Here is a 26,241-nt window from a genome sequence, read left to right on the forward strand (position 1 = left end):
ACACCGTCCCCCGTCAGCCGTCCGACTGTTCGTCACCGCGCGTCAGGCCCCTCGCCGTCGCGCTCTTTCTCGTCTCAGACCTCCCGGACCCGTTCGCCCGTCCCGATGTCATAGGCGATCGTCGCGTCCGTGGTGAACAGGTTCTCGACGCCCTCGCGCACCCGGTCGCCGGCGTCGGCGAACTGCTGGGGGAAGTTCGAGCACCGATCCAACAGCTTGGTCGGCCCGTCACCCTGGTAGTGGTTGGCGTAGAAGGCCTTGCCCTCGGCGCCGGACCCCCATGGCTCGGTGGCCAGGGCCTGCCGCAGCTCGTCCACCAGGCGCGGCAGGTCCTTCTCCATCTCGCCGGCCATGTCGGACCACTGCGTGATCCCCTCGTAGGTGATGGGCCTGACGAGGTCCACGCCGTACGGGTAGCTCATCGTCTCCCGCCCATCTGGTCGGCCAGCTGGGCCAGCACGGTCTCGAGGTCGCCCTCGAGATGCGCCTCCATCTGATCGGCCGGGATCAGCGGGGAGAACACCTCGATGATCTGCTCGCGCGCCTTGGCGGCCGCCTGGTGCACCGTCTCGGTGATCGTGTCGGCCAGCCCTCTGGCGTCGGGATGCCGGTAGATGCGCGGGTCGATGTCGAGCCGGATCAGCTCGCCCCGCGAGCCGACCGTGACCGACACCAGACCGTCGCGTGACTTCGCGCTCACCTGGACGGCTTTGGCCTTGGCGTGCAGCTCCGCGCCGTCCTCCTGGAGCCGCATGAAGGTCGCGCGCAGTTCGTCCGCGTAGGCCTGCAGGCCCGCGGGGTCTCGTTCGCCGAAGGACTCCATGTCACCCCCCTCGCCCCACCACGCGCGCCAGCAGCGTACGTGTTACACGCTAGTTTCCGGCACATGAACATCATCCGACAAGATGTCCCGCAAATTGCTCATGTGTCACACGGCCTCACAGCTGGAGGGGGACCGCACGCTCCTGGAGTTCTCCCACGTCATCACGGGTGACCCAGCGCCGGTAGACCCCGCGCTCGACCCGCTCCATGCCGAGCGCCACCGCCTCCGGCGCCGAGCCGCCCAGGTACTCCAGCAGCACCTCGCCGTCACGCTCGGCGAGCATCATGAACTCCGTGCCGCGCCACGTGCAGACCGTGGTGACGAACCAGACGGCCTCGCACTCGGCGGCGGGAACCGTCATGACATGGCAGCCCTGCTCGACCTCGGTGAAGCCTTCGGCCGGATCCTCGCGGCGCAGCCGTAGCCAGACCTCCAGGGCGGACGCCTCCGGGCTGGCCGGGTAGTCGGCGCCCCGCCATCTGGCGCGGTAGGGGGACGGCGTCATGCGCGCCGCCCGACCAGGAACCAGCGCCGCAGGTCGCCGTGGTAGACGGCGCGCCTGCGCTCGATCCCGTCGTGCTTCAGCTCCCAGATCTCCGCGCCGTGGGTGAGGCCGACGCCGTACACCTTGTACTCGCGGATGACCTGGTCGGGGTTGGGCACCAGGCCGAGCCCCACGAAGGGCGGTTCCTCCACCACCCATCCGGCGACCGCGTCGCGGCGCTCCTCGTCGACCCCGCCGTACGGCGTGCGGTAGAGGTCGAGCCCCACGGGACGCCAGCGCAGCAGGTTGAGCACGCCCTCGGGGGTGACGAGGTCGGGCTGCCCGAGCGCCTCGGCGAGCACGGCGGGCGTGGCGATGTGCGAGACGTCGAGCGCGTGGTGGCAGTACCCGGAGACCCTCGGCTCGCCGCCGGACAGCAGGTCGTGGATGTCGGAGGGGCGCAACAGCTTCTGCATCACCGGCACGCCCGACCGGGGGGCGAGCGCGAGGTCCTGGACAAGGGTGGGGACGGCGAGCCTGGCGACCGTACCCGACTCCAGGAGGAAACTCACGGGCAGGCCGGGATTGACGGCCAGGCCCCAGCGGGAGTCGGGCCAGCCCGCCGCCAGCTCGAGCATCGAGACGACCCGGTGATGCTCGGTGAAGGTGGCACTGGCGGCGACCATCGCCTCGACCGAGGTGTAGGCCAGCATCCAGGTACGGTCACCGTCGCGGGCGGTCGGCCAGGCGACCGGTTCGGTTCCCTCGAAGGCGGCCACGGAGATGGGCAGCGCCAGGTCGGCGTCCTTCAGCAGGCTCAGGCACAGGGCCGTCGCACCCGCCTCGAACGCGGCCCACAGCGCTTCCTCGAAAGGACTGGACGGGTTCCGCACGACGATCACCCTAGCCAAGGCGTGCTCCCAACTCGCATGCCCCAGGCCTTACCTGGGAACACACGCCAATAGGGGCTCGAAACGTCGGGGGAGGTTCGACCAATGGCCATCCATACGGAACGGGTAACCGGTTGGGTCGGCTGGATCTGGTTCGGCGGCATGCTGATGATCATGTCGGGGATCTTCAACATCGTCAGCGGCCTGTCCGCCATCATCAACGACCAGGTCTACGTCCAGACCTTCACCAAACTCCTGCTGTTCGACCTGACCGGGTGGGGCTGGCTCCACCTGATCTGGGGTGTTCTGCTCACCGTCACCGGCGTCGCGGTGAGCTTCGGCAAGGGCTGGGCCCGCATCGCGGCGGTCGTTCTGCTGATGATCAACGCGATCACGCAGCTTACCTGGATCGCGGTCAACCCCTGGTGGTCGCTGGCGGTCATCGCCATCGACGTGCTGGTGCTGTACGCGCTCATCGTGCACGGCCGGGAGGCCAAGACGCTCGCGGAGTGAGGCTCCGCATCTGTCGGATACATGCGCTTTTGGGGGTTTTGCGGACTTCGTTATAACCCGCATCGGGAAAGAACGCATATGGCCGACCTCGCGAGGGCCGGGCGCGGTCGCTCGTGCCGGGAAGAAGGCCGTCCCACAACGCGACAGGAAGCAGGACCATCCATGAGCAACCTCATCGTCATCTCCTACCCGGACGTCAACACCGCCGCCATGGTCCGCGACCGGCTGTTCGAGATGCAGAAGCAGAACCTCATCACGCTGGCCGACGTGGCCGTCGTGGAGCGCCGGCTGGACGGGAAGATCAAGCTGCACCAGTCCACCAGCATGACCGGGCTGGGCGCCACCAGCGGCGCCCTGTGGGGCGGCCTGATCGGGCTGCTGTTCTTCATGCCGCTGTTCGGCATGGCGATCGGCGCGGCGGCCGGCGCGGCCGGCGGGGCGCTCACCGACGTAGGCGTCAACGACAAGTTCATGAAGGACCTCGGCGCCAAGATGGAACCGGGCAAGGCCGCGCTGTTCGTCCTGGTCGTGAAGAGCACGCCGGACAAGGTCATCCCGGAGATCGCCCAGTACGGCGGCGACATCCTGCAGACCTCGCTCAGCCAGGACCAGGAGGACCATCTGCGCGAGGCAGTCAAGGCGGCACAGGGCGTCAACGCCTGACCAACCAACCCCGGGCGGCCAGGCGTCCGTCGCCGCCTGGCCGGCCCCGGGCCGCCGGGCGTCCCCCTGGCCTGTCCCGGATCGCCACACGCCCGACCCGGCCCCAGGTTCGTCGGGCGTCCATACCTGACCTGCCCCGGGGTCATCGGGCGTCAACGCCTGACCAGCCAACCCCGGGCTGCCAGGCGTCCCCCTGACCTGTCCCCGATCGCCACACGCCCGACCCGGCCCCAGGTTCGCCGGGCGTCCACGCCTGACCTGCCCTGGGTCGCCGGGCGTTCATGACTGACCGGCCCTGGATCGCGAGGCGTCCACGCCTGACCGGCCCCTGGGTCGCCGGGCGCCCACGAGCCGGGGCGGCGCGCGACCATCACTCGATTCCTGATCGCCTACGAGCCGCCATCGGAACCACCCGTCTAACGGTCGCGGTGGTAGTGGCGTGCGGCGCGGCCGCGGTTGCCGCACGCGACCGAGCACCACTCCTGGCGGGGATGGCGCTTGACGAAATACAGCACGCACCTCGGGGCGGGACACACCTTGACCCGCGAAAGATCGGGGCCGGCGAAGAAGTCGATCGCGGCGTTGGCCAGGGCCGACGACAGGTGGTCGCCGTGCACCTCGAGATGCTCCTCCGGCGCGTGCGACCACTCGAGGCGGCGGCGCGTGGGGGCGGCGGCGCTGTTGACCAGCGCGAGCGCCTCGGGGAGCGGGGGCAGGGCTCCGGCATCCGCCGGGCTGGGCGGGTGAGGGGAGACGGCCTTGGCGAAGAGGGCGCGTACGGCCTGGCGGAGAGCGACCGTGCCGACCCTGATCCGCTCGTCGGCAGTGAAGGCCGCGGTGTCGAGGTAGGGGGACAGGTCCTGGTCGCGCACCCAGGCGGTCAGGCCGTCGACGGTCGCGAAGGCGTCGGTGAGGCCGCTGCGGCGGGCTCGGATGGTGCCGGCCAGCCGGAGTGCCAACGGGTCGTCCATACCCTTCATTCTAACGGGAATTCCTCTCAAAGTCCGTGATAACGTAACGGGCTTGTCGGGGTTATCCCGTTAGAAGGAGTGCTGAAGATGATCAAGCCGGTGCAGGGGGATCCCAAGCTGGACAAGGTGCCGAACATGGTGCGCGTCATGGCGAACTCGCCTGCCGTACTGGAGGGCTACCAGGGGCTGGCGCGGGCGCTGAAGAAGAGCACGCTGCCGCAGACCGCCTTCGAGCGCATCGCGCTGACCGTGGGCGCGGCCAACGCCTGCTCGTACTGCGTCGCCGCGCACACCTACAGCGGCAAGACGGCTGCCGGGCTCAGTGACGCCGACGTCGAGCTGGCCAAGCAGGGCACCGCTGAGGACGCCAAGGAGGCCGCGGCCGTCGAGTTCGCCCGGGCGCTGACGGAGACGCGCGGCAACGCCGACCCGTCCCAGGCGCGCGCCGCGGGGTGGAACGACGAGCAGATCCTGGAGATCATCGCGCTGGTGGCCCTGCAGACGATGACGAACTACGTCAACAAGGTGGCGGAGACCGAGAACGACTGGCCGACGGCATGACGATCGCGCGCCTGGGCGCCGGCCGTGCCGAGGGTCCCGGTCGGGCCGAGGGCGCCACTCCGGCCGGGGGTGCTGGTCGGGCCGGGGGCGCCCGTCGCGCAGAGGCTGCTGGTCACACCAGGGGCGGCGGTCGTGTGGAGAGTCCCGGTCAGGCTGAAGGCGCCGGTCGGGCCGAGGGTGCGCCTCCGGCCGGGGGTGCTGGTCAGGCTGAGGGCGCCGGTCGGGCCGAAGGCGCCGGTCGTGTGGAGGGTCCCGGTCGGGCCGGGGGCGCCGATCGGGCAGAGGCTGCTGGTCATGTCAGGGGTGCCGGTCGCGTGGAGGGTCTCGGCCGGGCCGGGGGCCCCGGTCGGGCAGAGGCTGCTGGTCATGTCAGGGGTGCCGGTCGCGTGGAGGGTCTCGGCCGGGCCGGGGGCCCCGGTCGGGCAGAGGCTGCTGGTCACGCCAGGGGTGCCGACCGGGAAGGGGGCGCCGGCCCGGCGGAGGGCGCCGGTCCGGTGGAGGGTGCCGGTCGGGGGGAGGGCGCCGGGTGGGCGGCCAGGGTCGGGCGGATGCGGCCTGTGGCGGTAACGCTGGTGCTGCTCGCGCCGCTGGCGGTGGTGCAGGCGGTGGCCGAGGAGCCCACGCTCGCACCTCCGCTCGCCGCCTCGGCCGCGCTCATCGCCGTCGCCCCCGGCACCCCGGCGGCCCGCCCGCTCACCGTGCTGCTCGCCCACCTCATGGCGGCGGCGGCAGGGCTCGGCGCGGCGTTCGTCGCCGGGCCCGGCACAACGGCCGCGATGCTGGCGGTGGGGGCGGGGGTCGTGGCGATGCTGGTCACCGGCACCTTCCACGCCCCCGCCGCGGCGTCGGCCGCGCTGCTGGGCGTGGCCGGTCAGCCGGTCCCCGCCCTCGCCCTGGTGGCCGGTGCGGCCATCCTCGCCATCCTGGCCGCCGCCCCGCGCGTGGCCCGTTTCCGCCGTTCACATTGACCTCCGCACCGCTGTTCTGGCCGTCGTGCCGCGCGTGGCCCGTTTCCGCCGTAGGGGTTGACTTCCGTCCGCTCCGCGCGTGGCCCGTTTCCGCGGTTCACGTTGACCTCCGCACCGCTGTTCTGGCCGTCGTGCCGCGCGTGGCCCGCTTCCGCCGTAGGGGTTGACTTCCGTCCGCTCCGCGCGTGGCCCGTTTCCGCGGTTCACGTTGACCTCCGTACCGCTGTCCTGGCCGTCGTGCCGCGTGGCCCCCTTCCGCCGTACGGGTTGACTCCCGCGCGATCGAATGGAGCCTGTGCCGCACAGGGGCGATGGCGCTCCCGTTGAGAGTTTCCGATCGGTGACGCGGACCGTGGCTCGGCCGGGATGGCGAGCAGTCGACCTCTTCCCACGAAAGGACGCCCGCGTGTCGCGGGCGTCCTTTCGTGCTGCCGTCTTGACCCCGTTGGGTGACAGTCACATACTCTGGTTATAACTTGTAACCAAAGAGAGAGGCTGTCATGTCGACGTCGACCGGGACCAGGGGTGCCGTCCTGGCGCTGCTGGCCGCCTCCCAATTCCTCGTGGTGCTCAACACCTCGATCGTCAACGTCGCCCTCCCCGTGATCGGCGACGACCTGGGGCTGACGCCCGCGGGCCTGTCGTGGGTCGTCAACGCCTACCTGATCGCCTTCGGCGCCCTCCTCCTGGTGGGCGGCAGGCTGGCCGACCTGTACGGCAGGCGGCGCGTCCTCCTCGCCGGTCTCGCGCTGTTCACCGCGGGCTCGCTCGCCGCCGCCGTACCCGCCGGGGCGGGGTGGCTGATCGCGGCGCGCGCGGTCCAGGGCGTCGGCGCCGCCGTCCTGTCGCCGGCCGCGCTGGCCGTCCTGCTGGCTCTCTACGCGCCGGGCACGGAACGGGCCAGGGCGCTCGGGGTCTGGGGATCGGTGTCGGCGGCGGGCGGCGCGGCGGGCGTGCTGCTGAGCGGTCTGCTGACCGACGCGTTCGGCTGGTGGTCGATCTTCGCGGTGAGCGTCCCCGTCGGCCTGTTCGCGCTGACCGCCGTGGCGCGGCTGGTCGCGGGCGACGCGCGGACGGCCGGCGGCCGGCTCGACCTCGCCGGCGCGGTCACGGTGACCGCGGGCCTGACCGGTGTCGTCCACGGGCTGGGCGGCGGCGGTGCGGTGACGGTCGGGGTCGGGGTGCTGCTGCTGGCGGGGTTCGTGCTGGTCGAACGGCGGGCGGCCGATCCGCTGGTCCCGGCGGGGCTGCTGCGTACCGCCTCCGTCGGGGTCGGCAACCTGGTCATGCTCCTGCTGGGCATGGTGTGGGTCGGCACGTTCTTCTTCCTGCCGCTCTACCAGCAGCGCGTGCTCGGCTACTCGCCGCTGGCGGCCGGCCTCACCCAGGTGCCGCTCGCGCTGGCGCTCATGCTGGCGCCGCTGGCGGCCGGCCGGTTGCGCGCCCCTCTCGTGCCGGGGCTGGTGACGTTGGCGGCGGGGCTGGCCTGGCTGGCGAGGGCGCCGGAGAACGGCACCTTCCTGGCGGACCTGCTCGGCCCGTCCCTGCTGGTCGGCGCCGGGCTGGGGCTCGCGTTCGTGCCGCTGACCGCGCTCGGCGTGGCCGGGGTGCCCGGCGAGCGGTCCGGGGTGGCGGGCGGCCTGATCAACACCACCCGGCAGGTCGGCGGCGCGCTCGGTCTTGCCGTGCTCGCCTCGGTCGCGGGTCTCGCGCCCAGTGAGCTGTCCGGCTATCACCGCGCCTTCGCGGCGGCGGCGGCCATCTCCCTGCTGGCGGCGGTCATCGCCTTCACGAAGCGGCGGACGTCGTGATGAGACGCGCTCACTACGATGAGAGGGTGTCATCGCCGCGACAGCGCTACCGGGACCAGGTCCGTGCCGAGATCAAGGAGGCCGCGCTGGCCCAGATCGGCCAGGGTGGGGCCGCGGCGCTGAGCCTGAACGCCGTGGCCAAGCAACTCGGTGTCACGGGGCCGGCGATCTACAAGTACTTCGGCAGTCGCGACGACCTGCTGACCGAGCTCATCCTTGACGGTTTCGACCAGGTCGCGGCGGCCGTACGGGCCGCGGTCGGCGAGGGGACGCCGCGGGCGCGCCTGCACGCGCTGGCCGGGGCCTTCCACGGGTGGGCGCTGGCGCACCCGCACGTCTACCAGCTGCTGGCAGGCACGCCGTCACCCGGCTACCAGGCTCCGCCGGAGAGCGTCCAGCGGGCCCGCGAGGTGCTCGGGCCTTTCCTGCCGGTGTTCGCGGGGGGCCGGTGCGGTCCGGCCGCCGAGACGCTGCGCGAGGAGATGCGGCGATGGGTCGAGGAGGTGCCCGCGGTGGCCGAATGGGTCAGGGCCTTCGCGCCCGACGGCGATCCCGCCACCGCCCTCACCGGGACGATCATGGTCTGGTCGCGGCTGCACGGGCTGACGAGCCTGGAGGTGCAGGGCCAGTTCGCCGGGATGGGGCACCGCTCGGCCACGCTGCTGACCGTCGAGATGGAGACGCTGGCCGACACCATGGGGTTGTGAGGTCACCGCGACCCCTGTGGTGCTGCTCGTCGGGTGCCGGGGCGGCCGTGCGGGCCGGTCGAGGGCGACGACGGAGCGGGATGGCCGTGCGGGCCGGTCGAGGGCGACGACGGAGCGGGATGGCCGTGCGGGCTGGTCGAAGCCGGAGATGGGGCGGGATGGCCGGGCTCGTCGTGGTCACTGCAGCGACTGGGTGAGCTCGTCGAGTTCGGCCAGCCGTACGGCGGGGGCGAGGCGGGAGGCGGTGGCCACCAGCACGAGCTCGGTGACGGCGATCTCGTGGGTCAGCGGCGCGATCGGCCCGGCCGCCTCGCGTGGCAGCCGGATCAGGATCTCGGCGTGCGGCCCCAGCGGTGACTCCCACGCGTCGGTGACGAGCACCAGGCGGGCCTGCCGGGACCGGGCGGCCCGCACGAACGCCGCGGTGTCGGGGGAGTAGCGGCGGAAGTCGTAGGCCACGACGACGTCGGAGGGCCCGAGGTCGAGCAGGACGCGCGCTCTGGCGGCGGGGGAGCCGGGCACGCGGTGCGCTCCCGGGCGCAGGCCGGCGAGCTGGCGGACGAGGTATTCGGCGGCCAGCTCGCTCAGCGGCCCGCCGACGGCCCACACGCCGCCCGCCTCGGTGAGGAGGGCGGCGACGGCGGCGAGCTGGGATTCGCTCACGGCGGCGAGGGTGCCGTCGAGGCCGGCGCGAAGGTCTTCGGCGGCCCCGCGGGTGCCGGGCGAGCGGGCCACGAACTCCTGCAGGCGCGACCTGTCGTGCTCGCGGGCGCCGGCCCTGACGGCGGACTGGAAGGCGGCGAAGCCGGCGTAGCCGAGCCGGTCGAACAGGCGCGAGGCCGTCGGCGGGCTGACGCCGGCGCGGTCGGCCAGCGCGCGCAGCGATCCGAGCGCGGCGAAGGGGTAGTCGTCGAGCAGCACCCTGACGATCGCCCGCTCGCCGCGCGGCAGCTCGGAGTAGACCTCGCTCAGCCGGGTCACGATGGGATCCACACTGACGAATGTTACATCAATCCCGCCTGCAGCATCAGAATGAAACGGATGTTACGGTGGGCGCCATGAGTACCTGGCATGGCCTGCTGGACAGCGGCTACCGGCGCTGGCTGCCCGTCACCGGCGGCACCCCGTCCGTCACCCTGAACGAGGGCAACACCCCGCTGCTGCGCTCGGCGCACCTGTCGGCCGTCACGGGCTGCGACGTCTGGCTGAAGGTCGAGGGCGCCAACCCCACGGGCTCGTTCAAGGACCGCGGCATGACCGTGGCGATCAGCAGGGCCGCCGAAGCCGGCGCCGAGCTGGTCATCTGCGCCTCCACCGGCAACACCAGCGCCTCCGCGGCCGCCTACGCCGCTCGCGCGGGGATGGCGGCGGCCGTGCTGGTGCCCCGCGGGCGGATCGCGCTCGGCAAGCTCGGCCAGGCCGTACGGCACGGCGCGCGGATCGTCGAGATCGCCGGCGGGTTCGACGACTGCCTGCGCGTCGCCCGCGAGCTGGCCGCCGACCACCCGGTCGCGCTGGTCAACTCCGTGGGCAACGAGTGGCGCCTGGCGGGGCAGCGGACCGTCGCCTACGAGATCGTCGACGCCCTGGGTGACGCGCCCGACATCCACTGCCTGCCGGTGGGCAACGGCGGCAACATCACCGCCACCTGGGGCGGCTACCGGACCTACCGGGACGCGGGCCTGGCCACCCGGCTGCCGCGCATGTGGGGTTTCCAGGCGGCGGGGGCCGCGCCGCTCGTGAGCGGCACGCCCGTCGCGGAGCCCGTGACCGAGGCGAGCGCCATCCGCGTCGGCAGCCCGGCGACCTGGGACGGTGCCGTCACCGCCCGCGACGAGTCCGGCGGTCTGATCGCCGCCGTGACCGACGAGCAGATCTTCGCGGCCTACCGGGAGGTGGCCCGCCGCGACGGCGTCTTCGCCGAGCCCGCCTCGGCGGCGGGGATCGCCGGCCTGCTCGACCAGCACGCCAGGGGCAGGCTCGACCCGGGCCAGCGGATCGTGATCACGCTCAGCGGCAACGGCCTCAAGGACCTGGACGCCTCCCTGCGCGGCGGCTACACCTCGATCGAGACCTCCTCGTCGGCGGCCGAGGTGGCTCGCGCCCTCCTGCCGGCCGCCTGAGCGCCGCCCGCCCCCTGGAAGGTGCGCCGGTAGGCGGAGGGCGTGGTGCCGAGCAGCTTGGTGAAGTGCTGGCGCAGGCCGTTGCCGGTGCTGAAGCCGGAGCGCTCGGCCACCACGTCGACGGGCAGCCGCGTGGTCTCCAGCAGTTCCCTGGCCCTGACGACGCGCTGCTGGGTGAGCCACCTGATCGGGGTGAGGCCGGTCTCCTGGTGGAAGCGGCGGATGAAGGTCCTGGTGCTCATCGCGCCCCGCTCGGCCATGCGCGGGACGGTGAGCGGCTCGTGCAGCCGTTCCAGCGCCCACGTCAGCACCGGCGCCAGGCCCTTGTCGGGAGCGGGGACGGGCACGGCCGGCGAGACGTACTGCGTCTGGTCGCCCTCCCGCTGGGGCGCGATCACCATGCGGCGCCCCACCTCCGCCGCCACGGCGGCGCCGAAGTCGCGCCTGACGATGTGCAGGCACAGGTCGATGCCCGCCGCGGTGCCGGCGCTGGTGAGGATGTCGCCGTCGTCGAGGTAGAGGGCGCGCTCGTTGACGCGCACCCGTGGATGGCGGCGCCGCAGGTCCGCGGCGTGCATCCAGTGGGTGGCGGCCTCGCGGCCGTCGAGCAGGCCCGCCGCGGCGAGCACGAACGCCCCCGAGCACAGCGCGGCGACCCGCGCGCCTCTCTCGTGCGCCGCGACGAGCGCTTCGAGCAGCGTGTCCGGCGGCCGGTAGGAGCCGTCGGCGCAGGCGGGCACCACGACGAGGTCGGCCGTGCGCATCGCCTCCAGCCCGTGCGGGGCGCGCAGCCACAGGCCGCTGAGCGACTCCTGCTCGCCGTCCGCGGTCCGGCACAGGCGCAGGTCGTACCAGTCGGGGCTGAGGTCGAGCCGGTCCCTGCCGAAGACCTCGCAGGGGACGGCGAGCTCGAAGAGCGGGCAGTTGTCCAGCACCGGGACGACGACTCTGATCCGGCCCATGGCGCAAATATAGTGGAACACGACATCTTTGCCACTAGTGACCGGATACGGCCCTCGCGACAGTGGTGTCCATGGACGAAAAGGGACCGCTGGACATCGGTGAGGACGAAGGCGCCCGGCTGCTGACCGCCGCCGTGGACCTGGTCGTACGGCACGCGAAGGACGTGGCAGGCGGCCCCGTCGCGCCACCGGAGACAGGCACCGCGTGGCTGCGCGACTGGCTGGCCGGCCAGGACTTCGAGACGGCGGGGCGGCCCGAGCACACGCTGCGGGAGGTGATGGCGGCCCTGCGCCGCTGGGGCGTGCACACGACGCACCCCCGCTACTTCGGGCTGTTCAACCCCACCCCCACCTGGTGGGGCGTGGCCGGCGAGCTGCTCGCGGCAGGGGTCAACCCGCAGCTGGCCGCCTACAGCCACGCCCCCGCGGCCGTCGAGATGGAACGGCACGTGCTGCGCTTCATGGCGGCCCGCCTCGGCCTGCCCGCCACCACGGAGGGCAGTTTCACGGTGGGCGGCGCCGAGGCCAACCTGACCGCGGTGATCGTCGCCCTGACCCGCCGGTTCCCCTCCTACCCCGGCACCGGCACGTACGGCCTGCCGCGGCGGCCGGTGTTCTACGCCTCAGCCGAGAGCCACCTGGCGTGGCTCAAGATCGCCCACATGACGGGCATCGGGCGCGAGGCCGTCCGCCTGGTGCCGGTCGACGCGGCGCACCGCATGGACACCGGCAGGCTGCGCGAGATGGTCGAGGCCGACCGTGCCGCGGACCGCGACCCGTTCCTGCTGGCCGCGACCGCCGGCACGACGGCGGGAGGCGCGGTGGACCCGCTGCCGGAGCTGGCCGGCCTGGCCGCGGAGTGGGGGCTGCACTTCCACGTCGACGCCGCGTGGGCGGGCGCGATCGCGCTGTCCGACTCCCTGCGCCCGCTGCTGGCCGGGGTGGAGCGGGCCGACAGCGTCACGGTGGACGCGCACAAGTGGATGTCGGCGCCCATGGGCGCGGGCATGCTGCTCACCCCGCACGGGACCGTGCTGGCCGAGAGCTTCCGCGCGACCACCTCCTACATGCCGGCGGAGACCGACGGCGCCCCCGACCCCTACGCCACCAGCGTGCAGTGGTCGCGCCGTTTCGCGGGTTTGAAGGTGTTCCTCGCGCTGGCGATGGCGGGCAGGCCCGCCTACGCCGCCCAGATCGAGCGGGACGTGCGGCTCGGCGAGCTGCTCGCGCGCCGCCTGCGGGAGGAGGGGTGGCGGCGGGTCAACGACACGGTGCTGCCCGTCGTCTGCGTGGCCGCCCCCGAGGCGGAGGCGGGCGGTGCCGAGAGCAGCGCGGCGTGGCACGACGCGGTCGCCGACGAGGTGGTCCGCGGCGGGCAGGCGTGGATCAGCACCGTTCGCCTGGCCGGACGGCCCGCCATCCGGCTGTGCCTGACCAGCCACCGCACCCGGGTGGAGGACGTCGAGGCCGTGGTGAGCGCGCTGGGCGACGCCCGCAAGAGGAACCCCGTCGGGGGCGCGTGACCCACTCGTCAGGTGCCGCGAGGGGCGCCGCCCCGCCTGGTGTACGAGACGAGACGGTCGATCTCCGTGAACCCCGCGTCGGTGAACACCGACCATGTGGGGTGTCCGTCGGTCTGCTTGTCGTCGGCGTACAGGATCGTCTCGGACGCGCCGTGCCGATGGAGGAGCGTGACGGCCTCCCACAGCATCGCCCGCTCGAACGATCCGTCCGCGTGGAGGGCGTCCGCGCCGAACCACCAGAGGATTCCCACGTCGTCAACGGGCACCTGGGCCACGGCTTCGGCGGCGAGGTCGTCGTCGCGGCTTCGCAGCCACCAGCCGAGCGGGGCATTGCTGAGGATCACCTCGACGGGCGGGCCGGCCGCCTCAGGACGGTGGTCCCCTGTTGTGGCGCGATGCAGATATCGCCACGAGTTCCGGCCGGCGAACCCGGCGTGCTCCAGCACCTTGCGCGTGACCGGCCGGCGCCCCGAAGGAAGTGCCGAGGGGCAGAGGCCCAGCGTGGCGACGAAGGCGTGCACGGTTCCGCTGCTCTTCAGCTCATGCAGGGCGTGTGCGACGAGCGCCTCGACGACGAGCAGGATCTCGCGGCCGTGCAGCCACAGGACCACTCCCTCACCGTTGTCGCGGCGTACCGCGTAGGAGACCGCACCCAGCACCTTGCCGTCACCGTCCACGATCACCTCGGTGCTGGGCCGGTGCAGCCGGGCCCAGGGCGCGGGATCGCGACGGCATGTCCCGTCGATGGCCTCGGCGAGCCTCTCCGCCGAGCACACGGGCTGGCCAGGCAGGTGGTCGGCCTCGACCAGCGCGAGGACGGCTGCCTGATCGGACGGCTGGTAGGGACGTATTGCCTGGTCGAACGCCGGTCTCGACTCGCATGGGCGGCAATGGGCGAGGATCTCCTCCGCCGACAGGCTGTTGCCGCTACGCGCGGCGGTCCTCATCGCGGCCGCGGCCGTCGACGATGCGGTGTCCGGTGGGATCACCAGCAGGTGGAACCCGTCCTGGTCGCCCCGGATCAGACTGACCGTGTCGGGTGTTCCCGGCCAGCCGCTGACCCTGAGGAAACGGCCGTCGATCACGAGATGGGCGGGAACGTCGTCCCAGGCGCCCGGGTCGAGCCTGACCCGCACGATGGGACCGAGTAGCGCATCCAGCGCGTTGAGGAGGGAGGGGAGCTCGCTGTGCAGGTCGGTCGAGCGTGGCCACCACGCGCCGTCGAGGCTTCCCTCGCGGGTGAGGGTCGGCTCCAGACGGATCCGGGCGCTCGGCTGGGGGAGGGGCTGGACGAGATGCATGTCGTGGTTCGGCATCAGATGTGCCGCCTGTCTCCGGCCCGCCAGAGCCGATGTCATCTCTGAGGCGACGCCGACGCGGCTGTCGACATGCGAAATGTCCCAGATAGCCGACTATACACTCATATGTGAGGATCATTTTGGTATGGATATACCTGTGGAGGGCTGGATCGGTCCTGGTGGCAGCGAGAACCAAGCCGCCCGTACGGGTCACAGCGGCCGCGACGCGTGCTAGCTTTGAGGGTGTTGCAGTTCTGGTACCCATGAACGTTGTGTGCGCCTGACGGGATGTAACCCCCCAGGCGCATTTTGTTTTTGCCGGTCATGTCCGGATGGGTCATTGCGGCGACATGGGCCACGCAAGGTGCGTGTCCCATTACTGCGCCTATCGAAGGAGATCGACATGGCGACTGGCATTGTCAAGTGGTTCAACGCGGAGAAGGGCTTCGGCTTCATCGCCCAGGACGGCGGCGGCGCGGACGTCTTCGCCCACTACTCCAACATCGCCACCCAGGGCTACCGTGAGCTTCACGAGGGCCAGAAGGTGAGCTTCGACGTCACGCAGGGTCAGAAGGGCCCGCAGGCGGAGAACATCGTTCCCGTCATCTGACGGATACTCACGCCAGGAGCCGGGACCCGGTCATCATGACCGGGCCCCGGCTTCTGCGTCTGTGAAGGACGGGCGATCGACGGCGTCGCCCCCCGGGTGGCGGCGCGCATGACGTACGGATCGCGTCAATAGTCCGCCTTGAGCCGTAGGGAACCCGTCAAGAACGGCAAAGCTCCCTGAATCTCCAAGTTTGCTGGTCATGAAAGCTATGTCCGAAAACTGAGGAGTGGGGATGGCCGACGTCATCTTCGTCGCCCTGACGATCGCGATCTTCGTGATCTTCGGGCTTGTCGTCAAGGCGGTGGAGCGCCTGTGAGCGCCGTCAACGCCGCCGGGCTCGTCGTGGCCATCGGCCTGGTGATCTTCATGGTCGCGGCCCTGCTCTTCCCGGAGCGGTTCTGATGGGCTGGATCTTCCTCGCCTCCCTGGTCATCGCGCTGGCCGTGGTGCACAAGCCGTTCGGCGACTACATGTACCGGGTCTACAGCGGCACCAAGGACACCGCCGTCGAGCGGATCGTCTACCACCTGCTCGGCGTCCGCGCCGACGCGGAGCAGCGCTGGCCCGTCTACGCGCGCAGCCTGCTGGCCTTCTCGATCATCTCCATCCTGGTCGTGTACGGCATGCAGCGCCTGCAGGACAAGCTGTGGCTCTCGCTCGGCTTCCCGCCCGTCACCGACCACGTCGCGTGGAACACCGCGATCAGCTTCGTCACCAACACCAACTGGCAGGCCTACTCCGGTGAGAGCACCATGGGCCACCTGGTCCAGATGGCCGCGCTCGCCGTGCAGAACTTCGTGTCGGCCGCCGTCGGCATGGCCGTGGCGATCGCGCTGGTGCGCGGCTTCGCCCGCAAGAACGCCGACACCATCGGCAACTTCTGGGTGGACCTGGTGCGCGGCACGCTCCGCATCCTGCTGCCGATCGCCTTCGTCGGCGCGCTCGTCCTGGTGGCGGGCGGCCTGGTGCAGAACTTCGTCGGCCCGCACGAGATCACCACCCTCGCCGGCAACACGCAGAACATGACCGGCGGCCCCGTGGCCAGCCAGGAGGTCATCAAGGAGCTCGGCACCAACGGCGGCGGCTTCTACAACGCCAACTCGGCACATCCGTTCGAGAACGCCGCCTCCTGGACGAACTGGTTCGAGATCTTCCTGATCCTCGTCATCCCCTTCAGCCTGACCCGCACCTTCGGCCGGATGGTCGGCCAGGTCCGCCAGGGCTACGCGATCCTCGCCGTGATGGCCACGATCGCCGTCGTCAGCGTCGTGCTCACCAACGTCTTCGAGCTGTCGGGCGACGCCACCGTCCCGCAGGCGGTCGGCGCGGCCATGGAGGGCAAGGAGGTGCGGTTCGGCGTCGCCAACTCCGCGACGTTCGCCGCCGCCACCACGCTCACCAGCACCGGTGCCGTGAACTCCTTCCACGACTCCTACACCCCGTTCGGCGGCATGATGACGCTGTTCAACATGATGCTGGGCGAGGTCGCCCCCGGCGGTGTCGGCGCCGGCCTGTACGGCATGCTCGTCCTGGCCGTGATCACCGTGTTCGTCGCGGGGCTCATGGTCGGCAGGACGCCCGAGTACCTCGGCAAGAAGATCGGCTCCCGCGAGATCAAGCTGGCCTCGCTCTACTTCCTGGTCACCCCGGTCCTGGTGCTGGTCGGCACGGCCGTGGCCATGGGCAACAAGGCGGGCCTGGCGGCCATGCTGAACAGCGGCCCGCACGGCTTCTCCGAGATCCTCTACGCCTTCACCAGCGCGTCGAACAACAACGGCTCGGCCTTCGCCGGCGTCACCGTGAACACCCCCTGGTACGACGTGGCGCTCGGCCTGTGCATGGTCTTCGGCCGGTTCCTGCCGATCATCTTCGTGCTCGCCCTGGCGGGCTCCCTGGCCAGGCAGACGCCGGTGCCCGAATCCGCGGGCACGCTGCCGACCCACCGGCCGCAGTTCGTCGGCATGGTCGTCGGCGTGACGATCGTCCTGGTCGCGCTGACCTTCCTCCCCGCCCTGGCGCTCGGCCCGCTCGCAGAAGGACTCATGTGATGACGACCCACCTGGTCGAGGCGCCGGGGAAGGAACCGGCGCCCAAGAAGAACGGCAGGATCGGCGGCGGCCTGCTCGACCCGAAACAGCTCGTCAGGTCGCTGCCCGACGCGCTCGTCAAGCTGAACCCCGTCACGCTCTGGCGCAACCCCGTGATGCTGATCGTGGAGATCGGCGCGGTGTTCACCACGGTCCTGGCCGTCCTCGACCCGTCGTTCTTCGCCTGGGCGATCGTGGTCTGGCTCTGGCTGACGGTCATCTTCGCCAACCTGGCGGAGGCGGTCGCGGAGGGCAGGGGCAAGGCGCAGGCGGCCACGCTGCGCGCGACCAAGCGCGACACCATGGCCCGCAGGCTCAGGAGCCGCACCTCCACGGAGTGGGACACCGTGGGCGCTGCCGAGCTCAGGCAGGGCGACTTCGTGGTCGTCGAGGCCGGAGAGATCATCCCCGGCGACGGCGACGTGATCGAGGGCATCGCGAGCGTCGACGAGTCCGCGATCACCGGCGAGTCCGCGCCGGTCATCCGGGAGTCCGGCGGTGACAGGTCCGCGGTGACGGGCGGCACCAAGGTGCTGTCCGACAAGATCATCGTGCAGATCACCCAGAAGCCGGGCGAGAGCTTCATCGACCGGATGATCTCCCTGGTCGAGGGCGCCGACCGGCAGAAGACCCCCAACGAGATCGCCCTCAACATCCTGCTCGCCGCGCTGACCGTCATCTTCCTGGTCGCCACCGTGACCATGCAGCCGCTGGCCATCTACGCCAAGGACACCAACCCTGGCATCCCCGACTCGCTCGCCCTGACAGGCGACGGCGTCACGGGCATCGTGCTCGTCTCGCTCCTGGTCTGCCTCATCCCGACGACGATCGGCGCGCTCCTGTCGGCCATCGGCATCGCCGGCATGGACCGGCTCGTGCAGCGCAACGTCCTGGCCATGTCGGGCCGCGCGGTCGAGGCCGCCGGCGACGTCAGCACGCTGCTGCTGGACAAGACCGGCACCATCACGCTGGGCAACCGCCAGGCGTCCGAGTTCGTGCCGGTGGCCGGCGTGCCCGAGATGGAGCTGGCGCGGGCGGCGCAGCTGTCCAGCCTCGCCGACGAGACGCCCGAGGGCCGCTCGATCGTGGTGTACGCCAAGACCGCGTACGGCCTGCGCGAGCGGGAGCCCGGCGAGCTGGCCCACGCCGAGTGGGTGCAGTTCACCGCGCAGACCCGCATGTCGGGCGTGAACCTGGACGGCAAGGAGGTCCGCAAGGGCGCGGCGACGGCCGTCATGAAGTGGGTCAGGGATCACGGCGGTCACCCGACCGACGAGGTCGGCCACATCGTGGACGGGATCTCCGGCACCGGCGGCACCCCGCTGGTCGTGGCCGAGAAGGGCCGCGTGCTCGGCGTCATCCACCTGAAGGACGTCGTCAAGCAGGGCATGCGCGAGCGGTTCGACGAGATGCGCCGCATGGGCATCCGCACCGTCATGATCACCGGTGACAACCCGCTGACCGCCAGGGCCATCGCCGACGAGGCCGGCGTGGACGACTTCCTCGCCGAGGCCACCCCCGAGGACAAGCTCGCCCTCATCAAGAAGGAGCAGGAAGGCGGCCGACTGGTCGCCATGACCGGTGACGGCACCAACGACGCCCCCGCGCTCGCGCAGTCGGACGTCGGCGTGGCGATGAACACCGGCACCAGCGCCGCCAAAGAGGCGGGCAACATGGTGGACCTCGACTCCAACCCGACCAAGCTCATCGAGATCGTCGAGATCGGCAAGCAGCTGCTGATCACGCGCGGCGCCCTGACCACGTTCTCGATCGCCAACGACATCGCCAAGTACTTCGCGATCATCCCGGCGATGTTCGCGGCGGTCTACCCGGGCCTGGACGCGCTCAACATCATGCGCCTGGCCAGCCCGCAGTCGGCGATCCTGTCCGCGGTCGTCTTCAACGCGATCATCATCGTCGCGCTCATCCCGCTCGCCCTCCGCGGCGTGCGCTACCGGCCGTCCAGCGCCTCCAAGCTGCTCAACCGGAACCTGTCCGTCTACGGTCTGGGCGGCATCGTCGCGCCCTTCGTCGGCATCAAGCTGATCGATCTTCTCATCCAGTTCCTTCCGGGGATGTCGTAATGGAACGCCTGCCCAGCTGGATCCGCCAGCACCTCGCCGCCGTCCGCGCGGTCATCGTCCTGACCCTGATCCTCGGCGGGATCTACCCGCTGGCGGTCACCGGCATTGCCCAGGCCGCCTTCCACAACAAGGCCAACGGCTCCCCGGTCGAGCGCGACGGCAAGACCGTCGGCAGCGCCGTCGTGGGCCAGCTCTTCACCGACAAGGACGGCGACCCCATCAGGAAGTACTTCCAGAGCCGGCCGTCGGCCGCCGGTGACGGGTACGACATGCTGTCCACCGCGGCCGGCAACCTCGGCCCCGAGGACGTCGTCGACACCCTGCCCGTGCCGGGCGCCAAGGACGACGAGGGCAACCCCGACGAGGGCAGGCAGTCGCTGCTCACCCAGGTCTGCGCCCGCTCCAAGGCGGTCGGCGAGCTGGAGGGCGTCAGCGGCGCCCGGCCGTACTGCACGCCGGACGGCGTGGGCGCGGTGCTGAAGGTGTTCCCCGCCGTCGGCACCCCGACCAGGGCGGTCAGCGTCAACCAGGCCTGCCCCGCCCAGCCGTTCGTCGCCACCTACGAGGGCGTCAAGGTCGAGTGCGGCAAGCCCGGCGAGGACTACGCGGCCGGCCGTACCGTGCCGGTGCGCGGGACCGTCACCGACGTGAAGGTCCCCGCGGACGCGGTCACCGCCAGCGGCTCGGGCCTGGACCCGCACATCTCGGTCGCCTACGCCGAGCTGCAGGCGCCCCGCGTCGCCAAGGAGCGGGGCCTGCCCCTGGAGAGGGTGGCCGCGCTCGTCAAGGAGCACACCACCGGCAGGGCGCTCGGGTTCATGGGCGAGCCCGCGGTCAACGTGCTCGAGCTCAACCTGGCACTCGACAAGGGATAGGGCGATGCCACGCGGTCGGCTGAGGGTCTACCTGGGCGCGGCGCCCGGGGTGGGCAAGACCTTCGCGATGCTCGGCGAGGGCCGCAGGGGGATGGAGCGGGGCAGGGACGTCGTCGTGGGTTTCGTCGAGACCCACGGGCGTCCCCGCACCGCCGCCCTCCTCGAGGGCATGGAGATCATCCCGCGCAGGCAGCTCCGCTACCGCGGGTCGACCTTCACCGAGCTCGACGTGGACGCCGTCATCGAGCGCGCGCCGAAGATCGCGCTGATCGACGAGCTGGCCCACACGAACGTGCCCGGGTCGAGGAACGTCAAGCGCTGGCAGGACATCGAGGAGATCCTCGACGCCGGCGTCGACGTCATCTCGACGGTCAACATCCAGCACCTGGAGTCGCTCAACGACGTCGTCCAGCAGATCACCGGCATCCCCCAGCGGGAGACCGTGCCGGACGAGGTGGTGCGCAGGGCCGACCAGATCGAGCTGGTCGACATGTCGCCCGAGGCGCTGCGGCGGCGGATGGCGCACGGCAACGTCTACGCTCCGGAGAAGGTGGACGCCGCCTTGTCCAACTACTTCAGGGTCGGCAACCTGACCGCGCTGCGCGAGCTCGCCCTCCTGTGGGTCGCGGGCAAGGTCGACGAGCAGCTCGACCGCTACCGCGCCGACCACGGCATCGAAGGCACCTGGGAGACGCGCGAGCGCGTCGTCGTGGCCCTCACCGGCGGACCCGAAGGCGACACCCTGGTACGGCGGGCCGCCCGCGTCGCGGCCAGGACCAAGGGCGCCGACCTGCTGGCCGTCCACGTCACCAGCGCCGACGGCCTGGCCGGCGGCGACCCCGCCAACCTGGCCAGGCAGCGTACGCTGGTGGAGAGCCTCGGCGGCACCTACCACCAGGTGGTCGGTGACGACATCCCCCGTGCCCTGCTCGACTTCGCCCGCGGCGTCAACGCCACCCAGCTGGTGCTCGGCGCCTCCCGGCGCGGCAGGTTCGCGCAGATCTTCTCCCGCGGCGTCGGCGTGGAGACCACCGCGCTGTCCGGCAGCATCGACGTGCACATGATCACGCACGACGAGGCGAAGAAGGGCCGCCGGCGCCCCGAACACAGCCGCGCGGCGCTGACCAGGAAGCGGCGGCTGGCCGGATGGGCGGTCGCCCTCGCGGGCATGCTCGCGCTGACGGCGGCGCTGATCCCGTTCAGGGACGACCTGTCGCTGCCGACCGAGATCCTCTTCTACCTGGTGACGGTGGTGGGCGTCGCGCTGATCGGCGGCATGTGGCCGGCCATCACCGCGGCCGTCGTGGGCTCGCTGCTGCTGAACTACTTCTTCACCCCGCCGGTCGGCGAGTTCACGATCGCCGATCCCGAGAACCTGTTCGCGCTCATCGTGTTCGTCGTGGTCGCCGCCATGGTGAGCACGATCGTCGACGTCGCGGCCCGCCGTACCAGGGAGGCCGCCAGAGCCGGCGCGGACGCCGAGATCCTCGCCACCCTGGCGGGGCACGTGCTGCGCGGCGAGGCGGCGGTGCCCTCGCTGCTCTCGCGGCTGCGGGAGACGTTCGGGCTGACCTCGGTCACGCTGCTGGAGCGGCGGCCCGACACCGGCAGCCTGCCGGACGACCAGACGGATCCGGACGCCTGGCGGATCATCGCCACCACCGGCGGCACGCCGTGCACGTCCCCGTCGGCCGCCGACACCGACGTGGTCATCGACGAGAACCTGGTCCTCACCGCCCGCGGACGGCTCCTCGACGCCGCCGACCGCAGGGTGCTCGAGGCGTTCGCCGCCGAGTCGGCCGTGGCGCTGCGCCAGCAGCGCCTCGAGGAGGCGGCGGACCAGGCCAAGCCGCTGGCCGAGGCCGACAGGATGCGCACAGCGCTGCTGGCCGCCGTCAGCCACGACCTGCGCACCCCGCTCGCCTCCGCCAAGGCCGCCGTGGAGAGCCTGAGCAACACCGCGATCGCCTGGACCGAGGAGGACCGCCAGGAGCTGCTGGCCACGGCCGACGAGTCGCTGGCCAAGCTGGACCGCCTGGTCGCGAACCTGCTCGACATGAGCCGCCTGCAGGCGGGCGTCCTGGGGGTCGACCACCAGCCGGTGGCTCTGGAGGAGGTCGTGCCCCGCGCGATCTACGACCTGGGCCCGGTGCGGGACAGGGTGGAGGGCGACATCTCCGTCGAGCTGCCCGAGATCGTCGCCGACCCGACGCTGCTCGAACGGGTGCTGGTCAACCTGATGACCAACGCGGTGCGCTACAGCCCGCAGGACGCCAAGGTGCTCATCACCGCGAGCGGGCACGGCGCCCACGTCGAGATCCGGGTGATCGACAGGGGGCCGGGCGTCCCCGCCGACGCCCACGACCGCATCTTCCTGCCGTTCCAGCGCCTCGGCGACCGTGACAACGACACGGGCGTCGGCCTCGGCCTCGCGCTCTCGCGCGGGCTGACCGAGGCGATGGGCGGCACGCTGGTCCCTGACGAGACACCAGGGGGAGGTCTCACGATGATCCTCACGTTTCCCATCTCCTCGCGGGCGGTGGTCGCATGACCCGCGTCCTCGTCGTCGACGACGAACCGCAGCTCCTGCGGGCGCTGCGCATCAACCTGGTCGCGCGCCACTACGAGGTCACGGTGGCCGCCGACGGGGGGTCGGCGCTCAGGGAGGCCGCCGAACGGCAGCCCGACCTCGTCCTGCTCGATCTCGGGCTGCCCGACCTCGACGGGGTCGACGTCATCCACGGCCTGCGCGGGTGGACGTCGGTGCCGATCCTCGTGCTGTCCGGCAGGACCGGCAACCAGGACAAGATCGAGGCGCTGGACGCGGGCGCGGACGACTACGTCACCAAGCCGTTCAACATCGAGGAGCTGCTGGCCCGCATGCGGGCCGTCACCCGCAGGACCGGCCTGCAGGAGGCGGAGCTGGCCCGCATCCAGATCGGGGACCGGGTGATCGACCTGACCGACAAGACGGTCTCCGACGGTGTACGGCTGACGCCCACCGAGTGGCACATCCTCGAGATCCTGCTGCGCAACCCGGGCAAGCTGGTCAGCCAGCGGTACCTGCTGAGCGAGGTGTGGGGGGAGAAGTACCTGAAGGAGTCGCACTACCTGCGCCAGTACATGGCCCAGCTGCGCCGCAAGCTGGAACGCGACCCCGCACGACCCGTCCACCTGATCACCGAGCCGGGCATGGGCTACCGCTTCACCCCCTGAGCTCCTGCCCGCCACGACGCACCCGCTCATGGGGCCCGCTCGGCGAACGTTCGTCGCTGACCCGCCTCGCCGCTCACGACGAAGCCGGGCCGGCGTGATCCGTCACGCCGGCCCGGCCCCGTGCCGGACGCCGGTCAGGGGAGCAGCTCGATCGCCAGCGTGACCACGGCCACGACGGCGATGAGCACGAGCAGCCCGAAGGCTTCCGGCCGTATTTTCGGGGCTTTCATCGTGCTCCTTCCGATACGGGTGGGCAGGAAGGGCGGGCCACCTGAGTGCATCACATTCCTCCTCGGTACGCACCGCAGAAATTTATAGAAAATGATGCTATGGCCGGATATTCGGTCCGGGCGTATTCCAGAGGGGATCCGAACGGCGACCGCCGAAACCCTGACGCCCGCTTGACGTCGGCCTCCCGGGCGGCTCGACCGGCATCAATAACGCGTCATGAACGCGAAGGAATGGCGTATGGACACTCCCCGCGCGGCTGGAAATGCGATGTGATGAATTCATGACATTCAGTCGGGAAAGGTCGCCGCTGGAGTTCATGATCAGCGGAGGATTCGTGGTCAGCGTCGCCGCGTGCGCCGCCGTCGCGGCACTGCTCCCTCCGGGCACGCCACGTGTCGCCGCCATGGCGCTCGCGGTGGGAGCGTACGCGGCATGGTCGCGGAGCCTGCTCGCGGCGTCGGCCACGGCGCTCATGGGGTGGCTCTTCACGACCGGCTTCCTGGTGAACGGCCTGGGCGAGCTGAGCCTCACCCCGCCGGACCTGCTCAGGCTCGGGATGTTCGGCGGCGTGGCGCTCGCCGGGTACGGCGTGGCGTTGGCCGGGTACGGCGTGGCCGCCGTGGCCGGGCTGGCGCGCGGCGACATCGGGGCGTCGCTCGGGCACGGGCTCGCCATCCGCGTCCGCGAATACCGCGCGGTTCCGCGAACCTGACCGATCGGCTGATCGGCCGGGCATCCGCGGCTCGACATGACCGGTTGCGGCTGGTCGGCCGGGCGGGCACCGGCGGTTCGGCCTGATCAGCCGACGTGCATCTGCGGCTCGAGGTGATCAGCCGACGTGCACCTGCGGTCGCTTGGCCGGGTCGGGCTCGGCCTGGCGGAGCACCTCGCGCGTCAGCGGCGGCACGTCACCGCCGCCGAACAGCAGGTAGCGCAGCATCGCCTTGACCGGATCGCCCTCCATCCAGTGGAAGTAGACGTGCGGCTTCTTGCCCGTGACGTCCCGCAGGTGGAGCAGGATCGCCGCGATCGTGTTGGGCACGTTGGAACCGCACACCCGCAGAACGCGGTAGCCGTGACGCTCCTCGCCGACCACCTTCAGGTCCGACGAGAACTCGGACGCGTCACCGACGGTCACCTCGAGGAAGAGCACCGGCTCGTCCGGCGGCAGGTGGTGGTGCTCCCTGGCCTCCCGCTCCTTCTCGGCGTACTCCAGAGGGTCGCGCTCGTCGGGTTCGTTGGCGATCACGCGCAGCGGGCCGTCGATCTCCCGGACCAGGCGCAGCGCGGTGGGGTCGAACTCGATATGGCCGACCCGCAGCTCGGTCGAGCGGGTGGCGCGGGAGATGATCGAGGTGACGACGATGGCCAGGACGAACAGCAGTGCGATCTTCAGGCCGTCGGGGCGTTCGACGATGTTGACCACGGTCGCGTAGCCGAGGACGAGGGCGATCACCCCGAACCCGTAGGCGGCCGCGCGCCTGCCTTGGCGGTAGCGGGAGATCGTGACGGCCACGGCCGCCGACAGGATCAGCGCCAGGACGCCCGTGGCGTACGCGCCGCCCTGGGACTCGACCTCGGCGTCGAACGCGATGGTGATCACGACGGCGATCGCGGTGAACACCAGCACCAGCGGCCTGATGGCGCGGGCCCAGTCCGGCGCCATGCCGTACCTGGGCAGGTAGCGGGGGACGATGTTGAGCAGGCCGGTCATGGCGGAGGCGCCCGCGAACCACAGGATGGCGATGGTGCTGAGGTCGTAGACCGTGCCGAACCAGTCGCCGAGGTACTCGTGGGCGAGGAAGGCCAGCGCCCGCCCGCTCGCCTTGCCGCCCTCCTCGAACTCCTCGTGCGGGATGAGGATGGCAGTGGCGAAGCTGCTGGCGATCAGGAACCCGCTCATGATCAGCGCGGCGGTGGTGAGCAGCCGGCGGGCGCCTCTGATGCGCTCCTCCAGGTCGCCCCGGATCTGCGGCATCACGGCGACGCCCGTCTCGAAGCCCGACAGGCCCAGGGCGAGCCTGGGCAGGACGAGGAGGGAGACGCCGATCATCGCGAGCGGGCTCGAATAGCCCGTCGTCAGCGCCTCCTGCCAGCCGTCCACCAGGGCCGGGTGCTCGATCACCTGGAGCAGGCCCATGCCCACGACCACGAGGTTGAGCGACAGGTAGACGGCCACGAGGACCACCGCGAGGCCGATCGCCTCGCTGAAGCCGCGCAGGAAGATCGCGCCCAGCGCGAGGATCAGCAGGATCGTGACGAGGACCTCCTGGCCGTGCAGGGCGGCGGGGAAGAACGGGTTCTCCACGACGTGCGCGGTCGCGTCGGAGGCGGACAGTGTGATCGTGAAGATGAACGCCGTCGCCACGAAGCCCAGCAGGACCAGCACCAGGAGCTTGCCCCACCAGCTGGGCAGCAGGTTCTCCAGCATCGCGATCGAGCCGAGGCCCCTGGGGCTCTCCGCCGCCACCGCCCGATAAGTGGGCAGCGCGCCGAACAGCGTCAGGAGCACCAGGAACGAGGTCGCGACGGGGGAGAGGGCCCCGGCCGCCAGGGCCGCGATGCCCGGCTGGTAGCCCAGCGTGGAGAAGTAGTCCACGCCGGTCAGGCACATCGTCTGCCACCACGGGTATTGCTTGTCGGGATGTTCCTCGTGCATCCCGGTCGAGTGGCGGTCCTCCGGTCTCAGGCCGTCCAGCAGCCAGGCCGTGACCGGGTTCCTGCCGGCGGCGTGCGGTGCGGCGGGTGTGTCCTCGTCCAGCGATCCGTGGCGAACCATGTCCTCCGCCCTACCCGCTCAGAGTTGCGGTGAGTATTCTAGACATCTAATATCCAGAAATA

26 protein-coding genes are annotated in these 26,241 nt (G+C 71.2%); 16 read left to right on the forward strand and 10 right to left on the reverse strand.

All coding sequences use genetic code 11. The annotated features are described in order from the left end of the window. Nucleotides 1–74: 74 nt before the first annotated feature. The 4 genes from ACWENQ_RS09600 to ACWENQ_RS09615 all read right to left on the reverse strand — a co-directional run bounded on the left by ACWENQ_RS09600 (nucleotide 75) and on the right by ACWENQ_RS09615 (nucleotide 2,209). A complete protein-coding gene (locus tag ACWENQ_RS09600; RefSeq protein WP_449921876.1) occupies nucleotides 75–422 on the reverse strand; it encodes a hypothetical protein in 348 nt (115 codons plus the stop codon). Next, nucleotides 419–823, reverse strand: a complete 405-nt coding sequence (locus tag ACWENQ_RS09605) for a YbaB/EbfC family nucleoid-associated protein (RefSeq protein WP_449921874.1) — start codon at nucleotides 821–823, stop codon at nucleotides 419–421. The genes ACWENQ_RS09600 and ACWENQ_RS09605 overlap by 4 nt, the downstream gene beginning before the upstream one ends. A 115-nt stretch (nucleotides 824–938) precedes the next feature. After that, complete coding sequence (locus ACWENQ_RS09610; protein WP_452413570.1) at nucleotides 939–1,328, reverse strand: hypothetical protein; 390 nt, start codon at nucleotides 1,326–1,328, stop codon at nucleotides 939–941. Beyond that, entirely contained in the window at nucleotides 1,325–2,209 is an 885-nt protein-coding gene (locus ACWENQ_RS09615; protein WP_452413807.1) for an SseB family protein, read from the reverse strand. Before ACWENQ_RS09615 ends, ACWENQ_RS09610 begins: the two co-directional genes overlap by 4 nt. A gap of 93 nt (nucleotides 2,210–2,302) precedes the next feature. Here ACWENQ_RS09615 and ACWENQ_RS09620 point away from each other — a divergent pair, with 93 nt between their 5' ends. Beyond that, on the forward strand, nucleotides 2,303–2,710 hold the full coding sequence (locus ACWENQ_RS09620; protein ID WP_354915655.1) for a DUF7144 family membrane protein: 408 nt from the start codon (nucleotides 2,303–2,305) through the stop codon (nucleotides 2,708–2,710). Between the two features lie 162 nt (nucleotides 2,711–2,872). Further along, complete coding sequence (locus tag ACWENQ_RS09625; protein ID WP_354915658.1) at nucleotides 2,873–3,373, forward strand: DUF1269 domain-containing protein; 501 nt, start codon at nucleotides 2,873–2,875, stop codon at nucleotides 3,371–3,373. A gap of 416 nt (nucleotides 3,374–3,789) precedes the next feature. Here ACWENQ_RS09625 and ACWENQ_RS09630 read toward each other — a convergent pair whose 3' ends face one another. Then, nucleotides 3,790–4,344 (reverse strand): CGNR zinc finger domain-containing protein, encoded by a 555-nt coding sequence (locus tag ACWENQ_RS09630; protein WP_452413572.1) that lies wholly within the window; start codon nucleotides 4,342–4,344, stop codon nucleotides 3,790–3,792. 87 nt (nucleotides 4,345–4,431) lie between these two features. On the opposite strand from ACWENQ_RS09630, the gene ACWENQ_RS09635 reads away from it, so the two are divergent. Beyond that, nucleotides 4,432–4,905 (forward strand): carboxymuconolactone decarboxylase family protein, encoded by a 474-nt coding sequence (locus ACWENQ_RS09635; RefSeq protein WP_449921868.1) that lies wholly within the window; start codon nucleotides 4,432–4,434, stop codon nucleotides 4,903–4,905. Here ACWENQ_RS09635 and ACWENQ_RS09640 read toward each other — a convergent pair. Beyond that, nucleotides 4,857–5,345: a hypothetical protein gene (locus ACWENQ_RS09640; RefSeq protein ID WP_452413574.1), complete on the reverse strand. Its 489-nt coding sequence runs from the start codon at nucleotides 5,343–5,345 to the stop codon at nucleotides 4,857–4,859. The genes ACWENQ_RS09635 and ACWENQ_RS09640 overlap by 49 nt on opposite strands. A 108-nt stretch (nucleotides 5,346–5,453) precedes the next feature. Here ACWENQ_RS09640 and ACWENQ_RS09645 point away from each other — a divergent pair, with 108 nt between their 5' ends. The 3 genes from ACWENQ_RS09645 to ACWENQ_RS09655 all read left to right on the forward strand — a co-directional run bounded on the left by ACWENQ_RS09645 (nucleotide 5,454) and on the right by ACWENQ_RS09655 (nucleotide 8,391). Then, entirely contained in the window at nucleotides 5,454–5,873 is a 420-nt protein-coding gene (locus tag ACWENQ_RS09645) for an HPP family protein (RefSeq protein ID WP_452413576.1), read from the forward strand. Between the two features lie 500 nt (nucleotides 5,874–6,373). Next, on the forward strand, nucleotides 6,374–7,684 hold the full coding sequence (locus tag ACWENQ_RS09650) for an MFS transporter (protein ID WP_452413578.1): 1,311 nt from the start codon (nucleotides 6,374–6,376) through the stop codon (nucleotides 7,682–7,684). A gap of 26 nt (nucleotides 7,685–7,710) precedes the next feature. Continuing rightward, complete coding sequence (locus tag ACWENQ_RS09655; protein ID WP_452413580.1) at nucleotides 7,711–8,391, forward strand: TetR/AcrR family transcriptional regulator; 681 nt, start codon at nucleotides 7,711–7,713, stop codon at nucleotides 8,389–8,391. Between the two features lie 177 nt (nucleotides 8,392–8,568). Here ACWENQ_RS09655 and ACWENQ_RS09660 read toward each other — a convergent pair whose 3' ends face one another. Further along, nucleotides 8,569–9,384, reverse strand: coding sequence for a MurR/RpiR family transcriptional regulator (locus ACWENQ_RS09660; RefSeq protein ID WP_452413582.1), 816 nt, complete (start codon nucleotides 9,382–9,384; stop codon nucleotides 8,569–8,571). Nucleotides 9,385–9,449: 65 nt separating this feature from the next. Between ACWENQ_RS09660 and thrC the strand changes: the two genes are divergently transcribed. Next, nucleotides 9,450–10,514 (forward strand): threonine synthase, encoded by a 1,065-nt coding sequence (gene thrC, locus ACWENQ_RS09665; protein ID WP_452413584.1) that lies wholly within the window; start codon nucleotides 9,450–9,452, stop codon nucleotides 10,512–10,514. Here the strand turns inward: thrC and ACWENQ_RS09670 are convergent. After that, nucleotides 10,448–11,476, reverse strand: a complete 1,029-nt coding sequence (locus ACWENQ_RS09670) for a GlxA family transcriptional regulator (protein WP_449921858.1) — start codon at nucleotides 11,474–11,476, stop codon at nucleotides 10,448–10,450. The genes thrC and ACWENQ_RS09670 overlap by 67 nt on opposite strands. A 71-nt stretch (nucleotides 11,477–11,547) precedes the next feature. Between ACWENQ_RS09670 and ACWENQ_RS09675 the strand changes: the two genes are divergently transcribed. Then, nucleotides 11,548–12,999, forward strand: coding sequence for a pyridoxal phosphate-dependent decarboxylase family protein (locus tag ACWENQ_RS09675; RefSeq protein ID WP_449921856.1), 1,452 nt, complete (start codon nucleotides 11,548–11,550; stop codon nucleotides 12,997–12,999). A gap of 8 nt (nucleotides 13,000–13,007) precedes the next feature. Here the strand turns inward: ACWENQ_RS09675 and ACWENQ_RS09680 are convergent, their stop codons facing one another. Next, complete coding sequence (locus tag ACWENQ_RS09680; protein ID WP_452413585.1) at nucleotides 13,008–14,300, reverse strand: DUF5994 family protein; 1,293 nt, start codon at nucleotides 14,298–14,300, stop codon at nucleotides 13,008–13,010. 400 nt (nucleotides 14,301–14,700) lie between these two features. Between ACWENQ_RS09680 and ACWENQ_RS09685 the strand changes: the two genes are divergently transcribed. The 8 genes from ACWENQ_RS09685 to ACWENQ_RS09720 all read left to right on the forward strand — a co-directional run bounded on the left by ACWENQ_RS09685 (nucleotide 14,701) and on the right by ACWENQ_RS09720 (nucleotide 24,112). Next, nucleotides 14,701–14,907, forward strand: coding sequence for a cold-shock protein (locus tag ACWENQ_RS09685; RefSeq protein WP_449921852.1), 207 nt, complete (start codon nucleotides 14,701–14,703; stop codon nucleotides 14,905–14,907). 312 nt (nucleotides 14,908–15,219) lie between these two features. Beyond that, nucleotides 15,220–15,309 (forward strand): K(+)-transporting ATPase subunit F, encoded by a 90-nt coding sequence (gene kdpF / locus ACWENQ_RS09690; protein ID WP_354915691.1) that lies wholly within the window; start codon nucleotides 15,220–15,222, stop codon nucleotides 15,307–15,309. After that, a complete protein-coding gene (gene kdpA, locus ACWENQ_RS09695) occupies nucleotides 15,309–16,955 on the forward strand; it encodes a potassium-transporting ATPase subunit KdpA (protein ID WP_452413587.1) in 1,647 nt (548 codons plus the stop codon). The genes kdpF and kdpA overlap by 1 nt, the downstream gene beginning before the upstream one ends. Next, a complete protein-coding gene (gene kdpB / locus ACWENQ_RS09700) occupies nucleotides 16,955–19,078 on the forward strand; it encodes a potassium-transporting ATPase subunit KdpB (RefSeq protein ID WP_452413589.1) in 2,124 nt (707 codons plus the stop codon). The genes kdpA and kdpB overlap by 1 nt, the downstream gene beginning before the upstream one ends. Further along, on the forward strand, nucleotides 19,078–19,953 hold the full coding sequence (locus ACWENQ_RS09705; protein WP_452413591.1) for a potassium-transporting ATPase subunit C: 876 nt from the start codon (nucleotides 19,078–19,080) through the stop codon (nucleotides 19,951–19,953). Before kdpB ends, ACWENQ_RS09705 begins: the two co-directional genes overlap by 1 nt. A gap of 4 nt (nucleotides 19,954–19,957) precedes the next feature. Beyond that, nucleotides 19,958–22,504 carry a DUF4118 domain-containing protein gene (locus ACWENQ_RS09710; protein ID WP_452413592.1) on the forward strand — a complete coding sequence of 849 codons (2,547 nt, stop codon included), beginning with the start codon at nucleotides 19,958–19,960 and terminating at the stop codon, nucleotides 22,502–22,504. After that, entirely contained in the window at nucleotides 22,501–23,169 is a 669-nt protein-coding gene (locus tag ACWENQ_RS09715) for a response regulator (protein WP_449921844.1), read from the forward strand. Before ACWENQ_RS09710 ends, ACWENQ_RS09715 begins: the two co-directional genes overlap by 4 nt. 511 nt (nucleotides 23,170–23,680) lie before the next feature. Continuing rightward, the gene (locus tag ACWENQ_RS09720) at nucleotides 23,681–24,112 is read left to right on the forward strand and encodes a hypothetical protein (protein ID WP_452413594.1); all 432 of its coding nucleotides are present in this window, start codon (nucleotides 23,681–23,683) and stop codon (nucleotides 24,110–24,112) included. Nucleotides 24,113–24,229: 117 nt separating this feature from the next. Here ACWENQ_RS09720 and ACWENQ_RS09725 read toward each other — a convergent pair whose 3' ends face one another. Continuing rightward, nucleotides 24,230–26,179 carry an amino acid transporter gene (locus ACWENQ_RS09725; protein ID WP_452413596.1) on the reverse strand — a complete coding sequence of 650 codons (1,950 nt, stop codon included), beginning with the start codon at nucleotides 26,177–26,179 and terminating at the stop codon, nucleotides 24,230–24,232. Between the last annotated feature and the right edge of the window lie 62 nt (nucleotides 26,180–26,241).

The sequence above is a fragment of the Nonomuraea sp. NPDC004354 genome (assembly GCF_053602555.1).